Here is an 18,805-nt window from a genome sequence, read left to right on the forward strand (position 1 = left end):
TTCTCATGACGGGTAACGATGCAGCATTAATACAGGATCCTATGGCTATTTTTGCTTATTTAACCGCGATTGTCGGAATTTTATTCATGTTATCTACGATAGATAATAAATTTCTGAATAAGCTTTTCCGATATGCTCCCCCTTTAATCTGGATGTATTTTTTACCGATGATTTCTACGACGTTTGGTATCATTCCGCAAAGTTCGGATTTATATAGTTTTCTAGGTACGTATATCCTTCCGGCGGGTTTATTATTATTAATGATTGGTGCGAACGTTCCGGCCACATTGAAGCTCGGCGGGAAAGCTATTGTTTTGTTCCTCGCAGGGACGGTGGGTGTTGTTATCGGCGGTCCTATCGCCTTTGCGCTGTTCCAGGGGATCCTGCCGGAAGACGCCTGGCGCGGTGTCGGCGCCCTTGCCGGCAGCTGGATTGGCGGAACAGGTAATATGGGTGCCATGATCGAAACCTTCCGTACACCTGAGGATATATTAAGTCCGGTTATTTTAACAGACACATTGGTCGGAATCAGCTGGATGGGTGTCATGATTGCATTAGCCAATTTCCAAAATAAGTTCAATACGTGGAATGGTGCGGATAATTCTACTATTAAACGGGTGAATGAAGATATTGCGACAGATATGCAGCGAAATGTTAAACCACTCCAGCTGCCGCAGCTGTTTGGCATTTTAGGAATTGGGATGGCAGGTTCTTATATCATCCGCGTATTCGCCGGCATGGACTTCCTTCCAAAAAGCGATATCATGAGCACGTCCACCTGGTCGTTTATTATCATTACGGCTGTTGGAATCGCTCTTTCCTTCACAAAAGTAAGAAACCTCGAATACTACGGGGCCAGTAAGATTGGTTATTTAGGAATATTTTTATACTTAACCGGTATTGGCGCGCAGGCGAATTTAGCAGATATTGTGCAGTCCCCGCAATTCCTGTTGATGGGCGTAGTTTGGTTGTCCATCCATATCCTTTGCATCTTTGGTGCTGCCAGATTATTAAAAGCCCCGCTCTTCTTCGTAGCTGTCGGATCCCAGGGCAATATCGGCGGAACCAGTTCTGCCCCGATTGTGGCTTCGGTCTTCCAGCCGGCGCTGGCGCCTATTGGACTACTCATGGGTATTTTAGGTAACGTTGTCGGAATCTATGCCGCCTTACTATGTGGACAGCTCGCAAAGATGATCGCAGGAGGCTAGGCAGAAAGCCGCCAGCTTATCGAGTGATTCAGCCGATCACTAACAAAATGATCCCGTGATCATGGAGACGGCCATGATTACGGGATCGTTTTTTTACGGTTTGGTCACGATGACATAAAACACGGCTTATCCCACCTTATCCGTTTATCACTTCTTCACCTCGTACGCAGTCATTCGATATGCTGCAGCACAAAAAACTGAATGCACAACAGACCGATGATTTGTGCAGGTGTTGTTGCACATACGAAGGGATAAATATATAATTAAGACAGTTGAATACGCAGGGAGGAGTGTAATTATGAAAGAGCTTACAATGGATTCTAAAGAGTTTAAACGGATTCAACAAAACTTACATTTAGAAAATTTAACTCTTCATCCATCCCTTCAAAAAAAGGTAATTGAGTTAATCAACTCAAATGTTACAATTACCCAGCATATGATTAAGGAAATATTGAGCGGCAATTGATCTATTAATGGAGGAAAATACCATGATGACATGAAACACATGTCACCCTCCCCTACTTCACCTTCTCCAAAGGAAAACTCCTGTCTGCAAAGAAGGAGACGGCCTTATCGAAGAGCGTCATCTATACCAAACAGCAGTCCCATGACAATAGGTACTAGTAAATAATAGAGACCAAGGAGGAAAGGAGACCCGATTCCTATATATTTTTTCTTCTCCGGCTCCCCTCGGAAAAGGGCTGTAAGTCCACTTATAAATCCCAAAACCATCAAAAATAAACCTAACTTAAACAACCATTCTATTAGAAAGGCGGTTAAACCTTGTGGTACATCCGGCGCTGCGTAGCTGAGCATATAAAAAAAGAAACCCGTTATGCTTGTTAAAGCAGCCCAGAAGCTGTACGTTTTACTGCCTATCATCCCATTATTCCTTCTCCAATCCGCAGAATGTACACCAGACCGGTGGCATGTATCAGCAGGCTGAAAGTATTCCCCGCCGTCTGCTTTTCTTTCCCTGCCAATACACGGCCTATACCCTTTTGCACCGCCGTCCTAACCATAAACATCCTTGTCAGGTTCATGCGTCTTATTCTTTTTCATATAGTGGTTTTTTCCAATTGTTTCAACCCTTCCGGTAACAGTCAATGACTATTCTAAGGTTCCATGACTGCTGTCGGGAAAGGGCACGAGGGGCCTGCGGTTATACCTTTATATCGTATTCCATTCTCTTCGCTGTTTGTTTCGCAACTGATTTGTCGTGCAGTCGGGAAAGGACATGAAAAGACATATTTATTCCTGCTGAAATACCGCCGGACGTAATAACAGATCCTTCATCCACGTACTTCACGTCACGCACGACCGATACGGCAGGAAACTCTTTTTCCAACCTGGCTGCGTCCATCCAGTGTGTGGCAGCCCTTTTCCCATCCAGAATTCCCGCTTTGGCAAGAAGAAACGCTCCTGTGCAGACCGATATCATGATTTCTGTCTTGAATTGCTGCCGTTGGATCCATTGGATAACGTTTGGGTTATCGATTTCAACGGCTTCCGCCCCGTATCCTCCGGGTATAATGACAATATCGAAGGCGGGGTGATGGTCAAAACTGTAATCCGGCGTCACCTTCAATCCGTTTCTGGCGGAAACTGTGCCGCCGTCTTCCGAAACAGTTTTCACGTCAAATAATGGGCGATCGGAATCAGGCAGAGCCCCCAGCGAAAAAACCTCATACGGCCCCGCAACATCCAGAACTTCCACTTCGTTAAACAGGAAAATTCCTACCGTGCGTACCTGCATCCCCGTCCTCCTTCGGCTGCCTTCATCACACATTTTTTCTACAACGTCGTAATAATGGGACCTTCTTTTGTCAGAATGATCGTATGTTCGTACTGCGCCACAAAGCTTCCCTCCGTTAACAGCGTCCACCCGTCGTCTGATTGATATACTTCTTCTTCATCGGTGGAGATAAAGGGCTCAAACGCAAGAACCATGCCGTCTGTCAGCAGTTCGTCATCCCAGCGCGAAAAGAAATTAAAAATATGCTCCGGTTCTTCGTGAATCGAGCGTCCAATCCCGTGTCCCGTCAGATTTTTAATAACGCTGAAGCCCTGCTGCCGTGCTGTTTTGTTCACCATTCTTCCGAGCCCGCTTTTTTTTGACCCTGGTTTGGCCTTCTCCAGTCCGGCGTCAAAAGCTTCCCGGGCCGTGTCACATAATCTCTGCAGCATCTCTTCTCCGTCCCCGACGACAAACGAAACGCCGGTGTCCGCGAAATACCCGTCTTTTGAGCCTGAAATGTCGACATTCACGAGATCACCTTCCTGAATCACGCGTTTCCCCGGGATGCCGTGCGCCACTTCTTCGTTCACGCTGATGCACCCGTACCCGGGGAAATCGTATTCGTCTTTCGGCGCCGACAACGCTCCTTCTTTCTCAAACATCATTCCGGCTGTATCATCCAGTTCTTTCGTCGTCACTCCGGGCTTGGTCCGCGAAACCAATTCATCCCGGATTTTTCCGCAGATGCGGCCGATTTCTTTCAAACCGTTAACATCTTCTTCTGTCTTCGCAATCATTTGTTAACCCCGCTTTTCCTGTATCTTCAAAGTCGTACTCTCTTTCATCTCCCTTATTTTTTTCAAAAACATTTTTGAAATGTGGTTGATGATCGTACCAGGGAGATCTCTTTATACAGTATAACGCACCACTGCCTCACAAGCATGCTATGCCGCTTCTTTCTATACGTTCTCCCCGCCGCTGTCTCCTCTTGATATCCACAAGTCTGTGCCGTCGTTCTTTTTTTGCCTGCGGGAATGGTTGAGCACCGGCCAAAGGTATTTACCAGCCAAACATCGACAGTTACGAGCCGAATTCCTCCATTTACATGCCAAATGAACAGCAATACGATCCGAGTCATACGTTACAGGCTGAACGCGGCCTGTTACATGCCAAGCAGAGCGATTTACATGTCAAACAAGCAGGTTTACATGCGGAGTAACATTGTCTCCCTATTTATTTAACTTCTATTTCGATAGGATCCACCCGCAATTCGCTTTGGGCGGCGTTTTTAGGTATCTCTCCCATATCATCTGTGACAGCCTCTTCATTCCCTTTTCCTTCTATATATTCACCATTTACCTTGAGAGAAGTCGTGGAGGCCGATACGTGCTGCGTTCCCGATTTTTGGACGTCAAAGGTTTTTTCCGCTTTCATCTTACCGCCGGGCTGCAGGGTGGATTGTATTCCTATATCGTTATATTCATTCGCTCCCTCTTCCCCGGAATAAGACATCCTTACAATAGGTTCACCGTGATAAAGGTCGATATCCTCGTTGCCGCGATACGTTAACACAGCTTGCACCTGCATCGATTCTCCTGCTTCCACGGTGGCGGGAGCACTTACTTCCAGTGAAAAATCGGAAGCTTCCACGCTGCTTGTTTTCCTTTCTTGAATGTTTTCTGTTTCATTGCTGCATCCGGCAATAAGAAGCCCCATGCATAGGGACATGATATACGTTTTACTCTTCATGTTTTCTCTTTTTTCTATAATAGAATGCGGTGCCTGCGGCAAGAAGCAGCATCGGCACGAGCACCGGCGACAGGCCGACGAAAAAAACCGCGATGCCGGATGCGGCGGAGACGATACCATTGAGGGTCCGCGTGAAGAGCTGCGTGGATCTTTCCCACGTGTTCAGGTCTTCCCCGCTCTGCAGCGATGAGGACCCGCGTTCCTGCAGGGTAATGTCGACGGTGGCGTTAGCGCTATGGTTTTCCAGGTAATTCATCCGCCCTTTCAGCTTCTCGATTTCCTCCTGCACCGCGGACAGGTCTTCCGAGATCTGCAGGAGCGCGTCGGTGTTCCCGGCTTCTTCCATAAATGCTGTCAACCGCTCTTCCTGGGTTTCTTTGGAACGCAGACGTGATTCGAGATCAACGTATTCTTCGGTAACGTCTTCCCCTTGGGTGGAACGATCCAGCACCGTGGTTCCGACTCCTTCCATATCCGTCATAAACGTAGAGAACTGTTCCTGCGGAATCCGTACCGACAGCGATCCTTCCCGTGCTTCATCTCCGGAACGCTGCACGCTGGATTCGACGATATAGCCTCCCATCTCGTTCACCCGCGTCTCAATATCCGACCGGGCCGCGTCGTATTCTTCCACTTCAAGCGTCAAACTTCCGCTGTGAATCACCATCCGCTCCGACGCGGCGTCTTCCTGCGTCGTGTCTTCCTGTGCACTATTGGACGCTTGATCCGACGCCTGATCGGCCGTGGACTGCTCCGTGTCCGCCGTTCCTCCCGCCGAACCTTCCGACGAGCGCTGCGCCTGACTGTCAGAAGATTCTTCATTGCTGCAGGCAGACGCCAAAAGCAGAACAACGCCAAGCAGGACCAGACCTATCTTTTTTACCATGTCTTCTCCCCCTCTTTTCGTCCATTTTTCGTTCTACCCCTTTGGACGGGAGAAACCACGCCTGTTGATTTACCATATAAAGGAATGGGAAAGGATTCTATGAGGAGGGGGCATCTGTGATCAAAGCATGTATCCCCTTTCTTTTTCGTTGGACGAAGCCGTCTGCCCAACGCCCGCGGAAAGCGGGAAGGAAAGGTGGAGTCCGACGAAACGATTCCTATATTTGGATAATCAACAGCCGTAGCAGTATCCAGTTCTTGAATGGAAAAGAGCATTTTAGAATGGAACCGACATCCTTAGAAAAGATGGTCGGTTCCATGATGTTAGACATATATTTGTTTCAAATGGGACATTCCAAAGCAGTCCGGGTTATGGTTTTCCGCGTTCATATATATCACGCCGATGGCCAACTTCTAAAATTAGAATAGTGATCGCCTCATCATCGATATGGGCAATGATTCTATATTCGCCTACGCGATATCGCCATTCCCCGGATCTGTTCGCTGTTAATCCTTTGCCGTGTACTCTAGGCTCGGCGGTGCCTTCTAAATTCTTCTTAATCCAGGCCATAATGATGCCAGCCTGATACTTATCCATTTTTTTTAACGCTTTTTGCGCTCTTTTTTCAAATCTTACCTGGTATGCTGTCATTGGGGTAAGTCCAGTTCCTTCATCATCTCATCAAAGGAAATATCGTTTGGATCATTGTGATGGTCTTTCATTGCTTGATGATAGAGTTTCAAGTCAATGTCATTTTCAATTTTTTCTAAAACAGAAGAACGGAGTAACTCGGATATGCTAAGGTTATTTATTTTGGCATATTCTTTAATTAATTTTTCTTCTTCTTCATTCATGCGCAAGGAAATAGTAGACATAATCTCCCCTCCTTTGTATTACATTGTAATACAAAAATCTAAAAAATAAAAGGTGCTATCGCCTTTATTATGGGTACGTTTTGAGTATTTACTGGGCGTATTGTTGTATGGTACCCAAAACGTCAAAAAAAGAAACGACAGCCTTTTAAAAAGACGGTCAGTTCAGGGTGTTAGACAGTCACTGCTGTTGTTGCTTTGATTCTTCGGCGGACACCAGAACGGTCTCTGTACCTTTGTGAAAAGATTCGTACTCGATGCCCTCTCTGGGTTTTTCTGTTTCCTTACCGTACCCGGCAATAAGAAGCCCCATGCATAGGGACATGATATACGTTTTACTCTTCATGTTTTCTCTTTTTTCTATAATAGAATGCGGTGCCTGCGGCAAGAAGCAGCATCGGCACGAGCACCGGCGACAGGCCGACGAAAAAAACCGCGATGCCGGATGCGGCGGAGACGATACCATTGAGGGTCCGCGTGAAGAGCTGCGTGGATCTTTCCCACGTGTTCAGGTCTTCCCCGCTCTGCAGCGATGAGGACCCGCGTTCCTGCAGGGTAATGTCGACGGTGGCGTTGGCGCTGTGGTTTTCCAGGTAATTCATCCGCCCTTTCAGCTTCTCGATTTCCTCCTGCACGGCGGACAGGTCTTCCGATATCTGCAGGAGCGCGTCGGTGTTCGCGGCTTCTTCCATAAATGCTGTCAACCGCTCTTCCTGGGTTTCTTTGGAACGCAGACGTGATTCGAGATCGACGTATTCTTCGGTAACATCTTCCCCCTTGGTGGAACGATCCAGCACCGTGGTTCCGACCCCTTCCATATCTGTCATAAACGTAGAGAACTGTTCCTGTGGAATCCGTACCGACAGCGATCCTTCCCGTGCTCCGTCTCCGGAACGCTGCACGCTGGATTCGACGATATAGCCTCCCATCTCGTTCACCCGCGTCTCAATATCCGACCGGGCCGCGTCGTATTCTTCCACTTCAAGCGTCATACTTCCGCTGTGAATCACCATCCGCTCCGACGCGGCGTCTTCCTGTGCACTATTGGACGCTTGATCCGATGCCTGATCGGCCGTAGACTGCTCCGTGTCCGCCGTTCCTCCCGCCGAACCTTCCGACGAGCGCTGCGCCTGACTGTCAGAAGATTCTTCATTGCTGCAGGCGGACATCAAAAGCAGGACAACGCCAAGCAGGACCAGACCTGTCTTTTTTACCATGTCTTCTCCCCCTCTTTTCGTCCTTTTTTCGTTCTACCCCTTTCGACGGGAGAAACGTGATTTTGTTTCTTTTAGAAAGGGGTTCTACAATAAATGTTGGGGTTTTAAAACCATTTCGTGCTAAAAAAACACGCAAACTCCCTTATCCTTTATACTTGAATTGTCCAGAAACAAGAAAGGATAGGAGTTGCGTGTCTAAGCATTTTACCATGAATGTGCCCGGTTTTTGTTTGAACGGACATCGTGTCTATTTTACCGAAAGCGTCGTTATGTCTGTTCCTGTGGTAAGAAGTTTCCGGAAAAAACCGTGTGGTGGAGAGTTATCAATGTCACACGGGGAATGGAATCAAGCGTTAGGTCTTCGGACCATTCAAGGTAAGAAATTTAAAGATACCGCAGGTCCGTTTTTACGTCTCCTTCAACAGCTATGCGGCGGTTTGACCGTCTGGCGGCACCTATGATCCAGGAAGTGAAAGAACTACCCGGGATCATTGCTGAGTATAAAGGTGATACAGACCATGGGAAGTATCAAGTCCTTATCGATCGTACAGCTGTCACCATCAAACCGTATTTACGGGAAAAAGGGGCGAAGGTGGAGATCGTGGTGGTGGAATAGGAGCCCTTCCTTTAAATCCGCTGTCCAGCAGGCATTAGGATCTCCGATCATCATCGCGGACCGTTTTCATTTCTGCCAGTATATTTACTGGGCCCTGGATCTGGTTCTCCGGAACGTTGAGAAAGACTTTCATGAATACGACCGCAAGAAGTGCAAACGTATGAAACATGTTTTTCACAAATCCCTCGAAAGCCTGAGTGAGAAGCAGTACTGGTATTTAGAACGGTATCTGAATTTATCCCATGCCTTTGGGTTTCAACGATATGATCAGCTGCGGAGTAAAATTTTATTACACCATCAGATGAAAGATCAGGATGTTCAACTAGGATAAAGGGGCAGAGGCCGACAGCCTCCACCCCAAAAATTGACTTAGAACCGGCTGTGTCAAGCTGACAATCCGGTGGTCTATTTGTGTTGTTCGGTTAGCCATCATTTGTTTCTGCTGCCGGTATACCTCCTGTATGACCAACAGATCCCGGTACTGAGGTCTTGAAAGAAGAAACAGTCCGGATCGCGATGCCCCTTCGGCGATATGTCGGAAATCCCGACGCACACACTGCAGCTGTTTTTGTTTGGTGATCTTCAAGTATTCCTTCCGGGTATTGCTGCGATAGGTTCTCGGTTTGGCTGCCAAACCATGCTGTGGTTCATGCAATGTATCAATGATGGCCTCCAGTTTTTTCTTTCCTGATTGAGAAGATTTACATCGGTTGGAAAAGCTATATCCGCCGAATTACATGTAGCATCCAGCAATAGATACCCTTTATGGGGAGGCTTTGTATCATGCGTCTTGTTGGGGATGCAGGATCTGATAATCCTGCATCCGACCCGGAATCCGGAAGATCATCGTCATCGGATGTCCGGTCTTCCTGTTGCGACACTGTGATCCACTCATTAACCTGCTGAATCATGTCGGGAGAGATACGCTTCTGAAAATGGGTCGTCGAGGAGGCATGAAACGGAGGCTCCTCCTGGTAAGCAGACAGCCCAAGAAAGTACTGAAGGTACGGATTCTCACAGACCTGTTCCACCAATTCCCGGTCACTGATCCCTAGCCGGTCTTGATAATAAGCGCGCCAAAAGCCATACGCACAGCGTAGGCCCGGCCTCCTTTATCAAAGCTTCGGAAGAAATAAGTTGGATGCAGTTGATGAAAGAGTTGTCATTAAACTGGGCTATCAATTAATTTAACGGCTATTTTCATTTAGCTTCTTTATAAGATTATTTATATAAATTAAAGCTAAAAGTATTGGCAACATAGGATAAAAAGTTATAGAAGGTACTTCATATTGATAGGGGTGAATCATCCCTAAAACTGAATAGATACCATTAATTACGACTGTAACAAGCAATAACACCCTCAAAATATTTCTTATTACCATTAGACTATTCATAACATTTTATTCTCCTGTTATTGAGAATGTATCCAATATAAGTCTCCTGAATTCGAAGTCCTTATTCTAATTCCAGTATTCCCATTATTTGCTGAAGAGACAGCTATTTCGCCAACGCTTAAAAAACCCGCAGCGATTGATCCTGGTATAGTCATGTGAGGTAAAATCGCTGATAGAGTTGAAGCAGTAGCACCTGCTTGCAAAGCATTTTCTAAAGTTTGGGCTTTGCATGAGTCTAAATAAATTACATTGTCAAACCAATTATCATTGACTTTAGTTACACCACGACAATTAGGAGTAACTGATCTCATTATCTTGTTTTGGTTATCTCTTATCTCTTGATTAATTTTTTTTATATCATCCGCGGTTTTTTCAGCAAGATTCTTATTTACACCGTTTTTAATCGCTTCTTCTTTATTAAATTCTACGAAAGTGCCCTTAGAATTTATATAAGGTTTAATTTGTTCTGCTTCTTTATTAATTTGTTCTGCTTCTTTTTTACTTGAATTTGCTACTTTTGATTGATTTGTCTCTGCAATAGCCGATTGCGACGATACAGACACAGCTATAATGATAGCAACGAAAAATAAACTAAATAATTTTTTCGTTCCAAAAAACTCCTTTTATGTATTGAATCTACCAATAAATTAACATTTAAATTTATTAGTGTAAATAGTTAGTTATAATAGTGAAGACTACTGGAAATATTTTAGTGCAGTAGAGGCTATGGGCATCGTTCTAACATCTGGTGAACCGACAGGCGCTATTAGTATAAATAATGCAATCAGACAATTAACAGGAGATCAAGACGCGATACAGGATTCAGAAGGAATTCCGGTTTGTCAGACAGGATTCGCAAGTGAATCAGCTCAATGCGGTACTTTGTCTAGTACTGATGTAAGTTATGAAATTTCTGGTTCGCAATTCTATGGTTTAAGAGGTACTACCATGTCTACAGTGGGTGCGACAGTGGAGGAAGAGTGTATAGTAGTCAAACTCTTTATGGCATAACTAAAGGATCTAGGGGAGGATATTCTCACGTGTATACTCATCAAGGACACATTGAGAGTGATCTTAACATGTTGTACTAAGCTATACAGTTGCAAGGTATCTAGCATTCATGGGGTCTATAACCTTCCAATAAACCCTATGGATGCCTTTTTGGATTCACATGTGGCTTTACAATAAATGTTTGAATTTTTAAACATTTTTGAGCGTAAAAAAACACGCAAGCTCCTTTTATCCTTGAATTGCCTAGAAACAAGAAAGGTTAGGAGTTTCGTGTATATGCATCTTACCATGCATATGCACGTTTAGAAGTATTCAAAGGATGAAAACTGAGATGTGTAACTGCTAGATTAAAGTTTTTTGGTTGATAAGATTGAACACTTTTTCGTTACGAATCTCACTTGGATACGGGATCAGGTCCAGATTCTTGAAAGAGTGTAAACGAAGTCTGTTAGCTGGAATTAAAGAATTAGGATGTGGGATTAGCAATCATTCTCTTCCCTCACGAACGTACGACTCCGTATCGGTGGTTTGGTGAAAAACAGATTGCGACACAGTATTTCTCCATTCTAACCCAGGGAAATCGATACGGTTCTAGACCACGCCGGAAAGGGGCTGCCCTCTTAACCCTGACCGAACGGCAGACACGCCAGGAAACTTATCATGAAAATCGCGGCCAAAACAGCGGAAGCTGTGAACCAAGCTGTCCAGCGGCTCAAAACCAGGTTTGGGGACGCTTTTTCATCCATTTTTCCATCTATCACATCCGACAACGGTTCCGAATTCAGTGAGCTGACCGAGGCCGTTGATTGTGACCAGATAAGCGTCTATTATACGCACCCCTATACCTCCATCGAGAGAGTCACGAACACCATAATGGACTGATCCGGCGGTTTATACCCAAAGGACAATCCATCGATGACCTGGACGATGCCGTCATTTCCTATGGGCAGAATTGGTGCAACACCCTCCCAAGCAAAATACTGGGATACCAGTCTCCTAATGACCGATTCGAACAGGGGTTGGCACCCATTTTACAATTACCAATAATGGAATTATGTGGTTGTTTCATTTATTATTGCAATTTAAGTTTTAAAAATAATATATAGATGGGAAATGCGTTTTCGATGTGCAGTTGTTCGGAGTCTCACAAGATGTGCGCGACGTAGAAGTTCCACTTTTCATCCGAACTTCTATGATTCACGGCGCTTTCGATTTCCTTATAAAAAAGGTTGTGACATTTCCTATCGAAAAGATGGATGGCTGGTGCATTTTTCGTAAAAATGGAGACAGAGAGGAGGAAGAGCATGAGACAGCGTTTGATTGTGATTGGAACCGGGATGAGCAGCCTGCGTTTGATGGAGACCGTGGTGTCCGAGGCGCCGGGTGCGTTTGAGATTCACGCGTTCGGAGAGGAGCCGTTTCTGCCGTACAATCGGATCAAGCTGTCGAGCTACCTCCAGCAGGAGCACGAAGAGACGGCGCTGTACCCTTATACACGCACGTGGTACAACGAAAACGGGATTACCCTTCACACCGGAGCGCCCGTCACGCGTATTGATCCAAAGCAGAAGCTTATTTTCACAGAAAACGGGGATTCCTGTTGTTATGATAAAGCAGTGCTTGCCACCGGGGCATCCCCGGTTCGTTTGAACATTCCAGGGGATGAAAAGGAAAACGTTCATACGTTCCGGACGCTTGCGGATGCGCGGCGGCTGAAAACGACCGCCTCCCGCGGCGGACGGGCGGTCGTTGTCGGGGGCGGTTTCCTCGGACTGGAAGCGGCGTACGGCATGGCAAAAGCGGGGACGGCGGTCGACGTCGTGCAGCGCGGTGCCACCTTGTTGAATCCGCAGCTCGACGAGACCGCTTCTTTGTATCTCCAGCGGGAACTGGAGACACACGGCATCCGGTTTCATTTCAACACCTCGGTGCAGGAAGTGACCGGAGACAGCGCCGCGGATGGCGTCATTCTGGAAAACGGCGGGACTTTGGCTGCGGATGATGTGTTGTTTGCGGCGGGAATCCGGCCGAACACGGGGTTGGCGGAAGAAAGCGGCATCCACGCCGGCCGTGGGATTACAGTCGATGATGTGATGCAGACGAGTGCACCGGATGTGTACGCGGTCGGTGAATGCGCGGAGCACCGGGGCAAAACGTACGGACTCGTGCCGCCGGTGTATGATCAGGCGCGCACCGCCGCCCTCCACCTGGCCGGAAAGTCCCCCTCCCCCTACCGCGGGTCGACGTCGTACAGCCATCTGAAAATCGCCGGCATCGATCTGTTTACCGCCGGCTCGATGGCAGAACCCGAGGGCAGCCACGTTCTCGTGCAGGCGGACAGCACCCGGCCGCTGTATCAAAAAGTCGTCATGACGCGCGATATGGTGCAGGGAGCGGTCCTTTTCGGTGACACCGCGGTCTCCGACGATATCGCGGCGCGGCTCCGGAACCAAAAACCGCTTTCGGCGTCGGAGAAGAAACAGCTTTTTTCCGGCGAAGGCAAACAGGAGACACTCATCCAGTGCGCGCCGGAGACAACGATCTGCAAGTGCAATCAAGTGAACAAACAGACGATCCTGCGTCACATCGCAGCAACAGAGGATGCCGATACCTCCACCATTCAAAAAGATACCCGGGCCTCCACCTCCTGCGGCGGATGCGCCAAAGACGTAAAAGGCCTTCTGCAGGTATTCGACCGCTGCCGGGATCAGGCGGCGCCGGCTGTGTTTTGTTCCTGTACGGACCTTGAGGAAGAAGAAGTCCAGCGCCGTATTTTCACCGGAACGTGGCAGCGATGGGACGACGTTTTTGCCTCAAGAGACTGGCATGGAAACGGCTGTGATGCGTGCCGGCCCGCACTTCGGTATTATTTTGCCGTAACCGGCCAGGCGGAGCTTACGCAGGCGCCGTGGATCACACGCGGGAGCGGCGGGTCGTATGCCGTCACCTCCCTGCCGCTCCGGGGACCGGATAACGCGGAGGGGATGCAGGTGTGGCTCGAACTTAAGCACACCCTCCCCGGCGCTGAACTGACCTTCGAACCGGGGTCCCGGCTGCGCCTTTCCGGTGTACCGGATGAAGAGGTGGACACCGTCTGCCGCCGCACCGGCACGCCGCGCTTCGTGCAGCCGTCCGCGAACCTGTATCCGTTCCTGCTGGAAACAACACAGCAGCAGGAGATTTTCATGACACTGGAAAGCCACCTGTTTCCGCTGTCGCTGCCGGGTCCGTTTACGATCCGCAGTACAGAAGCTTTTCCAGCGGAGCTTTCCCGGCAGGAACTGGCTGTCGTCTGGAAAGATGGGCTGTGGGAAATGCACGCAGAAAGCGCCGGCGGACGGATGATTATTTTTGCTGCGGATGCAGACGAACTGGAAGACATGATGAAAGGAATCGTGCAGTATTACCGGGAGACGGCTTTTTTCAACGAAACGTTTGCCGATTGGGTCGTCCGGCTGTCTCCAGCATCCATCCGGGAAACACTGCTCGACGTGGACATGACGGTTCTTGCCGACATGCTGGACGCCCATATCAACGCCGCCGCAGCGGAAGAAACCGCGCTGCAGCCGTAACACGCCGGAAGGAGGAAACATAATGAGCAATCAGATGCTCGCGACGTTCCGCTCGCGCCAGCAGAGCGTGGGAACAGAAAGGGTGTACCATACACAGTGCCCGTTTTGCAGCATGCAGTGCAAAAAGAAGGTGCTGGAGGAGAAGCAGGGCAGCCGCCTGCGTTACCGGACGATCGGGGTGGACAATCCAACGACAAAAGGACGGCTCTGCGTCAAAGGCAAAAACGCCTATCAGCATGCGGTGCACCCCGAACGCATCACCACACCACTCATCAAAGTGGATGGAGAATTTCAGAAAGCCGGCTGGGACGAAGCGCTTGATCTTATCGGGAAAAACTTCCGCGAAGTGCAGGAGGCTCGCGACAAGGACGCGGTGTCACTGTACGGCGGCGGCTCGCTCACGAATGAAGAAGCATACCTGCTCGGTAAACTCGCCCGCGTCGGCCTCGGGACGAAATACGTCGACTACAACGGCCGCTTCTGCATGTCATCGGCCGCTTCTGCCAGTACGAAAACATTCGGACTCGACCGTGGTTTCACGAACCATATCGATCAGATACCTGACGCCAAATGCATCATCCTTGCAGGCACGAATATCGCCGAATGCCAGCCGACGTTTGTCCCGTATCTTGAGGAAGCGCGCCAGAACGGTTCGTTTCTGATCGTGATGGATCCACGGGAAACGGATACCGCCGCGATGGCGGATCTTCATCTGAAAGTGAAACCCGGTCAGGACAAACAGCTCGCGCTTTTGATGGAACACTATATCGTGCAGCACGGCCTGCAGGATGACGCGTTCTGCCGGGAGCAGACAGCCGGTTATGATGATCTTCTGGCACGGCTTGCGGAGGTGAATCCGGTAAAGGATGCGGCGGAAACAGGCCTCAGGCTCGAGGATATCGAAGAAGCGGCCTACCGTTTCGCCTCCGCCCCTACCGGCATGATCCTGACCGCACGCGGCATCGAGCAGCAGGTCGACGGCCACGACACCGTGCGGCACTTTCTGCATCTGCTTTTACTGACCGGCAAGATTGGAAAATACGCGTGCGGCTACGGAGCGGTGACCGGCCAGGCGAACGGTCAGGGCGGCCGTGAACACGGCCAGAAAGCCGACCAGCTTCCCGGGTACCGCTCGATTGAAAATTCCGAGCACCGCCGCTGGATCGCAGAGGTGTGGGGTGTTCAGGAACCGGACCTGCCGGGAAAAGGGGTGTCCGCCTACGAGATGATGGAACGGATGGAGGAAGGAGAGATTCAGGCGCTGCTGTTAATCGGCTCCAATCCGGTCGTTTCCAACCCGAATGCCAACCTTGTGCACCGCGCCTTTTCGTCGGTATCGTTTATGGTGGTTGCGGAGATGTTTATGACCGAATCGGCAGCGTATGCGGATGTCATTTTTCCAACCAGTTCGTATCTCGAAGATGAAGGGACGCTTACGAATCTGGAAGGCCGCGTTACCCTGCGCGAAGCATCTAAGGAGCTGCCCGGGCAGTGCCGCCACGACTGGCAGATCATGATGGCTGTGGCAGAGGTGATGGGAAAAGGAGACTATTTTTCCTACGAAAAGGCCGAGGATATTTTCAACGAACTCCGGCTTGCGTCCCGCGGCGGCAAAGCCGATTACTACGGGATTTCGTATGACCGGATCCGGCGGCAATCCGGCGTGTTCTGGCCCTGTCCATCCGAAGACGCGGACGAGGCGGAAACACTCTTCACCAACTCCTTCGCGACGGAAGACGGACGCGCGCACTTTCTCACGGAACCGACGGCAGAGGAAGGAGCGAAAGAAACCGTCGACGCGGCGTATCCGCTCTATCTCACGACCGGACGCACGATGAGTCACTATTTAACCGGCGAACAGACGCGGCGGAGCTCCCGGCTCGCCGCCCGGGAATTTGAATCGTACGTTGAGGTCCATCCGGACACCGCCCGCGACCACGGCGTGCGCTCCGGCGAACTCGTCACGCTCGCCTCCCGCCGCGGCACCGCCGTTCTGCGCTGCGTCGTATCCGGTGATGTACGGCGCGACACACTGTTTGCCCCGATGCACTGGGGAGGGCGCCAGAACATCAACCGCCTCATCGACCGCACCCTCGACCCTGCCTGCCGCATGCCCGGCTTCAAACGCACCGCCGTCTCTCTGCATCCGGCAGCCGGGGGTTAGGCAGGGGTCAGACGGGGGGGGGTGGGAGTCACAATCCAGTTCCGGAATGGCTGAAGGGCATTTTAGAGTCGAGCTGGAGGATACATGCTGCTTTCCGGGCGGAGGGTGTGTCGGTTAGAGACATTTTGAGCGGCGGAATGTCTCTAAAATGGGGGTTACGGACACTTTTCCCGGTTTTTCTATCGAAAGTGTCCAGTAAAATGATTTACTGGACATATCAGGCATGAAAATGTCTGTAAAACTCCGGTTAGAGCCATTTTGGCATCCAAAGTGTCCGTAACCGCCGGAGCATATCAGCTGATGTCTAAGGGGCATATTTATTGGAGACCCTCTTCTTTTAAACCGCTGGACGATTCGTCGATTAATAGAGAGTCCAGTTCTGATAGGGATTTTTCAAAGGTTTGAAGGAGACGTCCTTTGTCAATTTCATTGGGATTAATCATCTCGTTTCTTTTATAATGAAAGGATTCATCAAAGGAACTCAATGCCTTCTGGAGCACCTCGAGCTTTTCAGCATCCATGTTATCCACAGATTGCTGTATCAAATTTCTCCCATTAGCCCACATGTTAGTTATCGTATGATAAGCGTTCTTCTGATCTTGATTTAGGTGAGCTATCTGTTTTTCCGGGAGCCAAAACCATCCTGTCGTTTCCGTAGATGTTGTGTATTGCAAAGAGAGCACAAAATGCCCCGCCCATTCGGTCCATGCTACATAATCCGCATGGACCATGTTGACGGTTGATTCCTGTACATTTTCATTTTGTATTTGTGTTATCAGCTCTTCTATAGATTGGGTGGTTTGTTGTGTCTCATGTTTACGCAGCAAATAATTTGTCATGACCTCGCTATTGTCCTGAAAATGATTCATACGGTTCGTCTGATGGTTTATGTGTACCTGCTGCACCACATTAAACACGATAGAAATAATACATATAATAAGCAAAATAATCGTCAGCGGGGAGTATTTTTTTATGAAGGTTTTCATATTGGTTTCCTTTCTGAACATGTCCTCCAGCGAACTTACTGGAGGATGAACATAAACTATCAACCATGATAACAAGCAGGAATTGATTTATTCTACGGCTCATGATGTAAAAATTATGTAAAGACATAGAAATTTCCCTATCTAAACATAAACGCCCGACTGCGGCGCCACTTTTTCCACTTCTTTGCCTTACGTTTTCGGTGTACGGAATGATGGATGTCAGCCGGGGGTTAAGTGACACCATGTGGTATCGTAGTCGAAAAAGCGTCGGTTAGAGGGAAGGTAAAAGACACAATCCAGTTCCGGAATGGCTGAAGGGCATTTTAGAGTCGAGCTGGAGGATACATGCTGCTTTCCGGGCGGAGAGTGTGTCGGTTAGAGACATTTTGCGCGGTGAAATGTCTCTAACATGGGGGTTACGGACACTTTTCCCGGTTTTTCTATGGAAAATGTCCGGTAAAAATTTTTACCGGACATTTCGATTAGCAATATGTCTGTAAAACCCGGGTTAGAGCCATGTTGACATCCAAAGTGTCCGTAACCGCTGGAGGCTGCATAGAAAACAGCCGTATGTCACACCGAAATCAAGCAGAACAGCAGCCTGCGGGTCACAATTCCTCCCGGTGGATGAGATTGTGATTGTTAGCCGGCGTCTAAGGGACACAATCCAGTGCCGGATTGCTTAAAGTGCATCTTAGAGTCGCGCTTAAATACACTTTTCACCTTCCGGGCGGCCATTGTGCCGGGTAGAAACTTTTCTGCCTATGGATTCTACCGGATCGTATCGGCCGGCGGCTGGGATTGTTCGACTTCTTTGCGGATTCTTGCCGATGTCTTCACTACGTACGTTCCGGCGATGAAGTCGTGGATCGCTTTGCGGTCTTCGCGGAGACCGATCATAAACGCGCTCACGATGACTCCGATCCCAAGCGTCCCTACGTAAACAAGGCCTGCCACGAGCACCCGCATCAGCATGGTACCAAGCGTGACATCCTCCCCGGATTCCTTCACGATGCGGATCCCGACAATCCGTTTGCCGATTACATAACCGTGCCAGAACACCGGCAGTAAAATAAGATAAGACAAGCTGATAAAATCGGTGATATTCCATTCCTCCCGGTAAATTTCCCCATATATCAGCCATGTCATCATACTGAACACAGTCCCTGTAATGAAGAAATCTAAAATAGATGCACCCAATCTGAGCCCGAATCCTGCCCGTTCTTCCATCACGGTCTCCTCCTTCTTCCATCATCTTGTTATTTTCCTGCTGTCATCCCTGTTATAATAACAATGGACAGCAGAACCACCCCAACGCCGAGAAGCAGTGAAATCATGCTCAGCCCCCTCCCTTCTCCTTTTCATTACGAAGCAACTCTTCTCATTGTTTCA

Annotated in this window: 16 protein-coding genes and 3 pseudogenes; 6 read left to right on the top strand and 13 right to left on the bottom strand. The window is 48.8% G+C overall.

The annotated features are described in order from the left end of the window. Window positions 1–5: 5 nt before the first annotated feature. Together BM058_RS08335 and BM058_RS08340 are read left to right on the top strand one after the other, a co-directional pair. Entirely contained in the window at window positions 6–1,208 is a 1,203-nt protein-coding gene (locus tag BM058_RS08335) for a DUF819 family protein (protein WP_090926579.1), read from the top strand. Window positions 1,209–1,506: 298 nt separating this feature from the next. Continuing rightward, window positions 1,507–1,674, top strand: a complete 168-nt coding sequence (locus tag BM058_RS08340) for a Zn-dependent hydrolase (RefSeq protein WP_090926580.1) — start codon at window positions 1,507–1,509, stop codon at window positions 1,672–1,674. Window positions 1,675–1,778: 104 nt separating this feature from the next. Here BM058_RS08340 and BM058_RS08345 read toward each other — a convergent pair whose 3' ends face one another. The 9 genes from BM058_RS08345 to BM058_RS08380 all read right to left on the bottom strand — a co-directional run bounded on the left by BM058_RS08345 (window position 1,779) and on the right by BM058_RS08380 (window position 7,670). After that, window positions 1,779–2,090 (bottom strand): hypothetical protein, encoded by a 312-nt coding sequence (locus BM058_RS08345; protein ID WP_090926581.1) that lies wholly within the window; start codon window positions 2,088–2,090, stop codon window positions 1,779–1,781. 280 nt (window positions 2,091–2,370) lie between these two features. Then, on the bottom strand, window positions 2,371–2,964 hold the full coding sequence (locus BM058_RS08350; RefSeq protein ID WP_090926582.1) for a DJ-1/PfpI family protein: 594 nt from the start codon (window positions 2,962–2,964) through the stop codon (window positions 2,371–2,373). A 38-nt stretch (window positions 2,965–3,002) separates the two neighbouring features. Next, entirely contained in the window at window positions 3,003–3,743 is a 741-nt protein-coding gene (gene map, locus BM058_RS08355) for a type I methionyl aminopeptidase (protein WP_090926583.1), read from the bottom strand. 436 nt (window positions 3,744–4,179) lie between these two features. Then, the gene (locus tag BM058_RS08360) at window positions 4,180–4,695 is read right to left on the bottom strand and encodes a hypothetical protein (RefSeq protein ID WP_090926584.1); all 516 of its coding nucleotides are present in this window, start codon (window positions 4,693–4,695) and stop codon (window positions 4,180–4,182) included. Beyond that, on the bottom strand, window positions 4,685–5,581 hold the full coding sequence (locus BM058_RS08365) for a DUF4349 domain-containing protein (RefSeq protein WP_090926585.1): 897 nt from the start codon (window positions 5,579–5,581) through the stop codon (window positions 4,685–4,687). The genes BM058_RS08360 and BM058_RS08365 overlap by 11 nt, the downstream gene beginning before the upstream one ends. Window positions 5,582–5,950: 369 nt before the next feature. Next, window positions 5,951–6,232 (bottom strand): type II toxin-antitoxin system RelE family toxin, encoded by a 282-nt coding sequence (locus BM058_RS08370; RefSeq protein ID WP_090926586.1) that lies wholly within the window; start codon window positions 6,230–6,232, stop codon window positions 5,951–5,953. After that, a complete protein-coding gene (relB, locus tag BM058_RS08375; protein ID WP_090926587.1) occupies window positions 6,229–6,456 on the bottom strand; it encodes a type II toxin-antitoxin system RelB family antitoxin in 228 nt (75 codons plus the stop codon). Before relB ends, BM058_RS08370 begins: the two co-directional genes overlap by 4 nt. Before the next feature lie 178 nt (window positions 6,457–6,634). Further along, window positions 6,635–6,799, bottom strand: a complete 165-nt coding sequence (locus BM058_RS18200; protein WP_170841064.1) for a hypothetical protein — start codon at window positions 6,797–6,799, stop codon at window positions 6,635–6,637. Beyond that, window positions 6,789–7,670 carry a DUF4349 domain-containing protein gene (locus BM058_RS08380; protein ID WP_090926588.1) on the bottom strand — a complete coding sequence of 294 codons (882 nt, stop codon included), beginning with the start codon at window positions 7,668–7,670 and terminating at the stop codon, window positions 6,789–6,791. Before BM058_RS08380 ends, BM058_RS18200 begins: the two co-directional genes overlap by 11 nt. A 226-nt stretch (window positions 7,671–7,896) precedes the next feature. Between BM058_RS08380 and BM058_RS18580 the strand changes: the two are divergent. Then, a pseudogene (locus tag BM058_RS18580) lies at window positions 7,897–8,617 on the top strand (transposase); the annotation flags it as partial. Between the two features lie 388 nt (window positions 8,618–9,005). Here BM058_RS18580 and BM058_RS18850 read toward each other — a convergent pair. Together BM058_RS18850 and BM058_RS08405 are read right to left on the bottom strand one after the other, a co-directional pair. Then, window positions 9,006–9,344, bottom strand: a pseudogene (locus BM058_RS18850) (transposase); the annotation flags it as partial. A 353-nt stretch (window positions 9,345–9,697) separates the two neighbouring features. Continuing rightward, entirely contained in the window at window positions 9,698–10,243 is a 546-nt protein-coding gene (locus tag BM058_RS08405) for a hypothetical protein (RefSeq protein WP_090926593.1), read from the bottom strand. Window positions 10,244–11,267: 1,024 nt separating this feature from the next. Here BM058_RS08405 and BM058_RS18940 point away from each other — a divergent pair. The 3 genes and pseudogenes from BM058_RS18940 to nasC form a co-directional block, all read left to right on the top strand. Then, window positions 11,268–11,797 (top strand): annotated as a pseudogene (locus BM058_RS18940) (IS30 family transposase); the annotation flags it as partial. 198 nt (window positions 11,798–11,995) lie between these two features. Next, window positions 11,996–14,263 (top strand): FAD-dependent oxidoreductase, encoded by a 2,268-nt coding sequence (locus BM058_RS08415; protein WP_177195485.1) that lies wholly within the window; start codon window positions 11,996–11,998, stop codon window positions 14,261–14,263. 22 nt (window positions 14,264–14,285) lie between these two features. Beyond that, entirely contained in the window at window positions 14,286–16,427 is a 2,142-nt protein-coding gene (gene nasC / locus BM058_RS08420; protein ID WP_090926596.1) for an assimilatory nitrate reductase catalytic subunit NasC, read from the top strand. A gap of 317 nt (window positions 16,428–16,744) precedes the next feature. On the opposite strand, the gene BM058_RS08425 is transcribed toward nasC, so the two are convergent. Together BM058_RS08425 and BM058_RS08430 are read right to left on the bottom strand one after the other, a co-directional pair. Next, window positions 16,745–17,413 carry a hypothetical protein gene (locus tag BM058_RS08425; RefSeq protein ID WP_143082999.1) on the bottom strand — a complete coding sequence of 223 codons (669 nt, stop codon included), beginning with the start codon at window positions 17,411–17,413 and terminating at the stop codon, window positions 16,745–16,747. A gap of 771 nt (window positions 17,414–18,184) precedes the next feature. Then, window positions 18,185–18,643, bottom strand: a complete 459-nt coding sequence (locus BM058_RS08430; protein ID WP_090926598.1) for an RDD family protein — start codon at window positions 18,641–18,643, stop codon at window positions 18,185–18,187. Between the last annotated feature and the right edge of the window lie 162 nt (window positions 18,644–18,805).

Origin of the sequence: Salibacterium qingdaonense (assembly GCF_900114715.1) — a bacterium.
Taxonomy (GTDB): domain Bacteria; phylum Bacillota; class Bacilli; order Bacillales; family Marinococcaceae; genus Salibacterium; species Salibacterium qingdaonense.

What these genes read in the sequence shown, in the direction of transcription:
- nasC (WP_090926596.1), top strand. Translation starts at nt 14,286, where the DNA reads ATGAGCAATCAGATGCTCGCGACGTTCCGCTCGCGCCAGCAGAGCGTG.
- BM058_RS08335 (WP_090926579.1), top strand. Translation starts at nt 6, where the DNA reads ATGACGGGTAACGATGCAGCATTAATACAGGATCCTATGGCTATTTTT.
- BM058_RS08360 (WP_090926584.1), bottom strand. Translation starts at nt 4,695, where the DNA reads ATGAAGAGTAAAACGTATATCATGTCCCTATGCATGGGGCTTCTTATT.
- BM058_RS08425 (WP_143082999.1), bottom strand. Translation starts at nt 17,413, where the DNA reads ATGAAAACCTTCATAAAAAAATACTCCCCGCTGACGATTATTTTGCTT.
- BM058_RS08415 (WP_177195485.1), top strand. Translation starts at nt 11,996, where the DNA reads ATGAGACAGCGTTTGATTGTGATTGGAACCGGGATGAGCAGCCTGCGT.
- BM058_RS08340 (WP_090926580.1), top strand. Translation starts at nt 1,507, where the DNA reads ATGAAAGAGCTTACAATGGATTCTAAAGAGTTTAAACGGATTCAACAA.
- map (WP_090926583.1), bottom strand. Translation starts at nt 3,743, where the DNA reads ATGATTGCGAAGACAGAAGAAGATGTTAACGGTTTGAAAGAAATCGGC.
- BM058_RS08350 (WP_090926582.1), bottom strand. Translation starts at nt 2,964, where the DNA reads ATGCAGGTACGCACGGTAGGAATTTTCCTGTTTAACGAAGTGGAAGTT.
- BM058_RS18200 (WP_170841064.1), bottom strand. Translation starts at nt 6,799, where the DNA reads ATGAAGAGTAAAACGTATATCATGTCCCTATGCATGGGGCTTCTTATT.
- BM058_RS08365 (WP_090926585.1), bottom strand. Translation starts at nt 5,581, where the DNA reads ATGGTAAAAAAGATAGGTCTGGTCCTGCTTGGCGTTGTTCTGCTTTTG.
- relB (WP_090926587.1), bottom strand. Translation starts at nt 6,456, where the DNA reads ATGTCTACTATTTCCTTGCGCATGAATGAAGAAGAAGAAAAATTAATT.
- BM058_RS08430 (WP_090926598.1), bottom strand. Translation starts at nt 18,643, where the DNA reads ATGGAAGAACGGGCAGGATTCGGGCTCAGATTGGGTGCATCTATTTTA.
- BM058_RS08345 (WP_090926581.1), bottom strand. Translation starts at nt 2,090, where the DNA reads ATGATAGGCAGTAAAACGTACAGCTTCTGGGCTGCTTTAACAAGCATA.
- BM058_RS08370 (WP_090926586.1), bottom strand. Translation starts at nt 6,232, where the DNA reads ATGACAGCATACCAGGTAAGATTTGAAAAAAGAGCGCAAAAAGCGTTA.
- BM058_RS08380 (WP_090926588.1), bottom strand. Translation starts at nt 7,670, where the DNA reads ATGGTAAAAAAGACAGGTCTGGTCCTGCTTGGCGTTGTCCTGCTTTTG.